Annotated in this window: 7 protein-coding genes and 1 pseudogene; all 8 read right to left on the reverse strand. The window is 42.3% G+C overall.

Annotated features, from left to right (window positions below):
• Nucleotides 1-313: pseudogene (locus tag GMD6S_RS07710) on the reverse strand (hypothetical protein); the annotation flags it as partial.
• 2 nt (nucleotides 314-315) lie between these two features.
• Nucleotides 316-987 carry a hypothetical protein gene (locus GMD6S_RS07715; protein WP_001226099.1) on the reverse strand — a complete coding sequence of 224 codons (672 nt, stop codon included), beginning with the start codon at nucleotides 985-987 and terminating at the stop codon, nucleotides 316-318.
• 121 nt (nucleotides 988-1,108) lie between these two features.
• On the reverse strand, nucleotides 1,109-1,777 hold the full coding sequence (locus GMD6S_RS07720; protein ID WP_001226454.1) for a hypothetical protein: 669 nt from the start codon (nucleotides 1,775-1,777) through the stop codon (nucleotides 1,109-1,111).
• Between the two features lies 1 nt (nucleotide 1,778).
• A complete protein-coding gene (locus GMD6S_RS07725) occupies nucleotides 1,779-2,351 on the reverse strand; it encodes a hypothetical protein (RefSeq protein WP_000381574.1) in 573 nt (190 codons plus the stop codon).
• A gap of 313 nt (nucleotides 2,352-2,664) precedes the next feature.
• Nucleotides 2,665-3,519, reverse strand: a complete 855-nt coding sequence (locus tag GMD6S_RS07730; RefSeq protein WP_000220448.1) for a VOC family protein — start codon at nucleotides 3,517-3,519, stop codon at nucleotides 2,665-2,667.
• Between the two features lie 110 nt (nucleotides 3,520-3,629).
• Nucleotides 3,630-4,667, reverse strand: a complete 1,038-nt coding sequence (locus GMD6S_RS07735; RefSeq protein WP_000649412.1) for an aldose epimerase family protein — start codon at nucleotides 4,665-4,667, stop codon at nucleotides 3,630-3,632.
• 145 nt (nucleotides 4,668-4,812) lie between these two features.
• A complete protein-coding gene (gene lacD / locus GMD6S_RS07740; RefSeq protein ID WP_000040892.1) occupies nucleotides 4,813-5,808 on the reverse strand; it encodes a tagatose-bisphosphate aldolase in 996 nt (331 codons plus the stop codon).
• A 10-nt stretch (nucleotides 5,809-5,818) separates the two neighbouring features.
• A complete protein-coding gene (locus GMD6S_RS07745; protein ID WP_000936014.1) occupies nucleotides 5,819-6,985 on the reverse strand; it encodes an SIS domain-containing protein in 1,167 nt (388 codons plus the stop codon).
• Between the last annotated feature and the right edge of the window lie 170 nt (nucleotides 6,986-7,155).

Below are 7,155 nucleotides of genomic sequence, written 5' to 3' on the forward strand. Positions count from 1 at the left end.
CCATCAAGATCCCAATGCCAGCAAAAGTTCTTTTATTAGCTTCAGCCGAGGGAACCTTTACTCCCTTTGTACTGAGTATTTTCCATTCTGGATGCTCTTTTTCTATGGCTTTTTTCTGTCTCCTAAGAGGACCAAGTAGAAAATGATTAAAAGGCACAATCGTTACCATAGCCACCGTTATAAGCGGGGCATAATTGGAATGACTTGATACCAGTAGAACATCGAGTATAGCGAGAAGAATGAAGAGGAAACGCCCCACAAACTTACGAACTTGATGCTCTTTTTTGATCTGCAAATATCTCTCTTGTGACATTATCATCCTCTCTTTTCTATTTCTTCATTAAATATCACTTTCCCCTGTTCATATTTTCGCACAGCTAAGAACCAGCGGATAGGGTTGTTTTGGAATAAGAAAAGGTACAACAAGGCAGGAAAGAGACCTGCTAAAGGCGAGAAAAAGATTTGTATATCAAATGCCTCTTGCTTATTGAATGAGTCAATAGTACCCGGAATTGCAGCAGCAAATATTACTATAGTAGTCATAAAAACTAGTAGCATGACAATCATAAAAGCCAACATTTTCGCAAACGTCGCTTTTTTCTCACTAAAATTTTCCCAGAACAAATTTGAATAAACTGCTTCTTTAAACTCTTTCTTTGTTGCTCCTTGGACTCGTTTCACTCCTTTATATAAGGCGACTTCCATCATCCATATAAATCCAAATAGGATAAAGGAAAGACAAAGAATAAAAATAGGAACCATCCCACTATTATAACGAAGGCCTGAGAAAATTGGTATTGCAACAAATCCTCCGAGTAAACCTAACAAAGAGAATATAGCAATTAAAGGAGCAATCCCCCTATTCGATCTCCTAGCCCCTTCTGTATTTAACAATGCACTCTTATCTGCTACAAGAGCCTCTTTTGTTCGCGTATTATAGTAAACGGCCTTATCACCGCTCTGTCCAATAAAAATTATTTTTCTCATATAAAATCACCACAGTTTTCACTAATCACTATAATCAGAAACTTCAATTTTATCATAGGTTGTTGATAAAACATCACCATCACCAACCACTGGTAATGGTAATAGCGTTTCTCTCGTGTTTCTAGTTCTTCTCTTCCCCAAATAATACCTTCCCCTGCTTGTATTTTCGTACGGCTAACAGCCAGCGGATTGGATTGTTTTGGAACAAGAGCAGTACGACACTAATTGGGACGATCGTTGCTCCGATTGGTACCATGAACATGGACGGTTCAAACCATTCATGCTCATAGTAAGGAATGAAGGTCCCAGGTATGGCAAAGAACACAACAATAACAAAAACAAATAGAAGAACAAGGATAACAAATAGATACAAGATGATTTTATCGACTGTTGGTTCCTTATCTGGTGACTTCCTCCAAAAAGTACTACTTTCAACCGCATCTTTAAACTGCTCTTCACTTGCTGGGACAAGCGACTTAGCCCCACTGTAGAACAGTTTTTCAAATTCATAAACACTTCCGATAAAAACGAAAAGGATAGCGGCTAGATGGATAGGCATCATCCACTCACTCAATCTAAAGGGCGCTATCAAGGAAAGAATCCAAATACTGATGATAGCAACTAGCAAGAAAGCAAAGAAGACAACCCAAGGCCACTTGGATTTCTTTGAACTGATAGCACCGTCGGTTTCTGACGAGGTACTAGATTCTGTCGCTAAAGCCTCTCTCGTCCTTGTGTTATAGTAGACGGATTGCTGGTTTCCTTGGCCTATATAAATGATTTTTCTCATCTTACATTTCTCCCTCTTTCCCTCGGCTACCGTCCTGTAATGTCTCCATCAGCTCCTTGAACAGTCGTTTGCGCGTTTTCATCCGAAAATCATAAACTATATATGTAAGAATACCAATCCCTAACATGTACATAATTAAAAATTGAAAATCAGAAACAGCCAGATAACGATAGGCTGAAAAAATCGTTATTAAAACAAAAATGTAGCCAACTACTGTCAACGCCCTTGATTTTCTCCTAAGTGTTTTGATATTGGCTTTTGTCAGCCGGACTTTTCTAAATCTATCTGTCTTCATGTTACGTCGGGTAGACTTGGCAAGGAGAATGGTCCCAAAAACTAAAAACAGCGACATCAAGATAAAGAAGATTAGATTAAGAGGGGATGAGACATCTCCAAAGGTTTGGTTGAGCAACTTTGACAGCCGTTGCAAGGAATAGATTGCAATAGGGGCTGCAATAGCTGAATAATTCATGCCTTGTTTTACACCGTAGAATACTTGATTCTTCAGATCGTAATAGATAAAAGAGTCCTCCAGAGGGCCCATACTGATTAAATTTTTTACACTTGTGTCCATCTTATTTCCCGTCTCCTAAACTCAATACGGATGTTCAAACAAAGTTCTACTTTCTCTTAAAAGCATCGTGACGACGATTGCCAGCATTCTAGCTGATTTTTAGCATTTTCCTTCCTAGAGAAAGAAAAGTTTATTAGTATTATAGCATGAACCCCCCAGAAAAGGGAAAATATCCCCGGCAGATACCATTGCTAAAGACAAGAAAGGATTCGTCATTTCATAAAAAAGCGGACAAGTCCGCATTCTAAAAACAGAATGCGAGCTTGTCCGCCTTTTCCTATGTCTCTAAAATAAATAATGTGTTTTCCTCGTTTCATCGTGCCAAGCGAATGCGGGTCACAATGCCGTCTGGGTCTATAAGATTCAACTCACTCGAATGTAACCACTTGATCGGTGCTTCTAGCTCTTGTGCTTGCTTAACGATGTCCAAGAGTTCTTCCTTGCTTTCGACCTCAAGGACATAGTAGGCCAAGCCTGGCAAGCCTTGCTCACGCGGAGCTAGCCCCTTTCCAGCCCATTCGTTGACAGCCAGGTGGTGATGGTACTGACCAGCCGCTATCCAACTAGCACTAGGAATGCTAAATTTATCCTCTAGTCCTAACACCTTTTGATAGAACTGACTTGCTGCGTGACTATCCTTAACCGATAGATGGATATGCCCCATTCTCGTCCCTTCAGCTAGGATAAAGGGATCTACCTTTTCCCCTAATTCATAGATGTCCTGTGCCGCAAGAGCCTCGGTCACACCGATAATGCGGCCGTCTTCTAGAATATCCCATGAAGACACTGGCTTATCACGGTAGAGTTCAATGCCATTTCCTTCCAAATCCTCTAGATAAATAGCCTCACTGTATCCATGATCTGCACCCCCGACCAGAGGAATCCGCAAATCACTTAGGTGTTTCAAGACATCTGCCAAGGCTTTTCGTGTCGGCAACAGAATCGCCAGATGGTAGAGCCCATAATGCTCCCTTACTTCGCCAGACTTTTCTGCCTGAATCAAGTGAACCAAGGCTTTTCGACCAAGTCCCAAAATCGCTTCTGTCTCTGTTTGGGATAAAATCTCCAAGCCAATAATTTGGTGATAAAAAGCCGTTTGACTCGTCAAATCCTTGACATTTAAAACCGCCTCCGCTAGGTAAATGTGGCTTTGGTATGCATAAGTCATAGGGTGTCTCCTTTTGTTTGTTGTAACTTTATTAATTACATCAATTATACACTATTGAGATAAAATGTCAACGAAGACAACTCAAAAGAGCTGGAAACCAGCTCTTCTTTTTATTTGACAACAAGCTCGTAACGAGTTTTGCTGGTGAAAGTTTCCCCTGCTTTGAGAATGACTTGGTCTTTGAGGTCGCTATGAATGGCATCTGGTAAAGCCTGCGCTTCAAGGGCAATCCCATTGTGCTGTACCATTGGTTGGTCTCCTATGATGACACTCTCATCCACAAAGTTTGCTGTGTAGACCACAAAGCAAGGGGCCTCTGTCTTGAACAGCAGGAAACGACCTGAGTTTTGGTCATAAAGGAAACCAGCATTGTCATGACCGGCAGGAAGAGCAAATGGGTGATCCAAACCAGATACCAACTGGATTTGCTCATCTTCCTCTTCAAAGATGTCCTTCAACAAAGCACCATTGTAGATGTGTTTAACCACATCACGAGTAGCATCTGGAGTCTTAGCCGGAACACCGTCCGGAGCGATTGGGTAAATACCCTCGGTATTTAGCTGGAAGACATGGCGGTCAACTGTCTGCGTGAAATCACCAGACAAGTTGAAGTAGCTGTGATTAGTTGGATTGACAAGCGTATCCTGATCTGTCGTCACCTTATAGCTGACTTCGTAGGCGCCAGTTTCTTCCAAGTGATAGCTGATCCAGATCTTGAGATTACCAGGGAATCCTCCTGTTCCGTCTGTACGTTCTGTGTAGAGGGTCAAGCCATGGTCGCTCACTTCGACCAATTCAAACAAGCTCGAATCCCAACCTGTTGAACCACTGTGGTTACAGTTGCTAGCGTTGTTGACTTCAAGATTATAGGTCTGACCATTGAGCTCAAATGTCGCACCTGCAATACGGCCCGCTACAGGACCTACACTTGCTCCATGCTTGGGACTATTGCCTACATAGCTATCAAAATCATCAAAACCCAAAATCACATTGGCAAAATTCCCAGCCTTGTCAGGCGTGACATAGCGCAATATGGTCGCACCATAGGTCATGATTTCTAGTTGGTAGCCACTGTCAGTCTCAAAGCGATAAGCCAAGACATCCTTGCCCTCATGATTTCCAAATACACGTTCTGTGTATGCTTTCATTCTTCTCTCCTTTGATCCATTTCTCTTAAGTAAACAAACCATAGAGAGTGTCTCACCATCTATGGTTGTAGTTTCTATTTTCAGAATCCTTTGTCAGAAAACCTTAAGTATCTTCTTAACAAAAGGGGATTCTTCTATACCTGTTTTATGCTTCTACACGTTCAGTCCATGAAGTCGCTGTTGTTTGAAGAACCTTGTTGAGTTCGCCAATGTTCTCAAAACCAGTTGTACGTAGCCACTCACGAGCCGCTGCCTCACCGTCTTTGATGTAGGCTTCAACTGATCCAGCCCAGGTTGCACGGCCACAAAGAACTCCGTTGAAGTTTGCGCCTGATTCGTGGGCAAAGACAAGTGTTTCTTGGAAAAGTTTAGCTGAAACTCCCGCACTCAAGTAGATATATGGCAAGTTAGTTGCTTCATCTTGCGCTTTGAAGAAGGCTGCTGCTTCTTCACGAGTATGCACGATTTCACCTTCGCCAAAGCCTTCAACGTATTTGACGTTGACTGGAACTTCTACTTTCAAGACATCGATGTTGAAGCGTGGGTCTGAGAAGACCTTCATAGCACCGATAACCTTGTGTGGTTTCACTTTTGCGTATTCTGCAGAACCTGCGTCAGAGATTTTTTCATCGTAAGCGAGGATTTCAAGGAAGAATGGAATGTCTTCCGCCACACACTCAGAACCGATGCGTTCGATGTAGGCTTGTTTTTCTTGGTTGAGTTCGTCAGAGCTGTCTACATCATAGTAAAGCAAGAATTTGACAGCATCAGCGCCTTGTTCTTTGATGCGTTTTGCAGACCAAACATCCAAACAGTCAGGCAAGCGTTTGGTGCTTGTTGTGTCGTAGCCAGTTTTCTCATAAGCAAGGAGAAGACCAGCATTAGCATCAAGCGCTTTTGTAGCTGGGAGACCATACTCGGGGTCAAGAAGCATTGATGAAGCGTATTTTGTCAATTCATCTGCAACCAAGACTTTGAGTTCTTCCATTTGATCCACTGTTGGCTCTTCTGTTTGATATTGAGCCATGAGGCGTTTCAAAGCACCACGTTGGTCAAAGGCAAGAGCTGAGATAATGCCGTTCTCGTCAGAGAGTTTTTGCAAGCAAGCTACTTTATTGGGACTTAATTGTAATTTACTCATAGACACTTCCTTACTTTTGATAGTCATGAATGATCACACCTTGTACCACACGGTTTACTGTACCTGTAGGAGATGGTGTATCTGGTTTATTTTCTACCTTGAGTGAAGTCAAGAGGGCAAAGAGTTGAGCATAAACGATGTAAGGGAAAACACGGTAAATATCGTTCAAGACACCGCCACAACCAAGGGCTACTTCTTTGACATTTTCAAGACCAAAGGCTTGATCACTCAAGAGCACGACACGACGAGCAATCTGGTCACCAGCCACTTCACGAACCAAGTCCAAATCGTACTTGCGAGTGTAGTCTGTCGTTGTACCAAAGACCAAAACAACTGTATCTTCGTTGATCAATGATTTTGGACCGTGACGGAAGCCAACTGGGCTTTCATACATGGTCGCCACTTGACCAGCTGTTAATTCCAAAATCTTGAGCTGAGCTTCATGAGCAAGGCCGAAGAAAGGACCTGCACCCAAATAGATGACACGATTAAAGTCGAGGTCAACCAACTCTTTGACATCTGCTACATTGTCTAGAACTTTGCGGACAAGTCTAGACACAACTTCAAAACGTTGAGCTTTCACAGCAAATTCTGTAGGATCAAAGACCAAGAGAGCTGTTAGCAGCATAGATGTAAAGCTAGAAGTCATGGCAAATCCAGCGTCATTAGAAGCAGCTGGTTGCAAAAGCAAGAGATTGCGGTCATCTCCATGAGCTTGAAGAGCCAATTTCCCTTCTGCAGCACATGTAATGGTCACTTGATAGAGGTCATCCACCAAGGCTTTAGCCAAATCAACCGTTGCCACACTTTCAGGTGAATTTCCACTACGAGCAAAGGAAACAAGGACAGTCGCCACATCTTTTTTCAGATAGGTTTCTGGATTGGCAACAATATCAGTTGTCGCAATGGCATTGAAATTCCATTTGCGTTCGTCATAGACTTCCTTAAAGTAAGACACCAAGGTATCTCCCACATAAGCAGAAGTCCCAGCACCTGTCAAGATGACCTTGATATAGTCATGTTTATCCGCAATCCCTTGTAGGAAGGCTGCAATTTCTTCCCGTTTCGCTTGATAGGCTTCAAAAGCTTCTTTCCATACATCAGGCTGTTGGTAGATTTCACGAGTCGTGATTTCTGCACCCAGTTCAAGTAATTCTTCTTTTGTGTAATTTAGCATAGAGTTCCTCTAATCTATTGTCGTTTCATTCCTATTGAAAATATGGGAATGGGAGTGACTCCCATTCCCATGTATATTCTATATAAGATGCTCTAAGTTACATCTTATACTCAATGAAAATCAAAGAGCAAACTAGGAAGCTAGCCGCAGGTTGCTCAAAGCACTGCTTT

This window comes from Streptococcus sp. GMD6S, assembly GCF_000297015.1.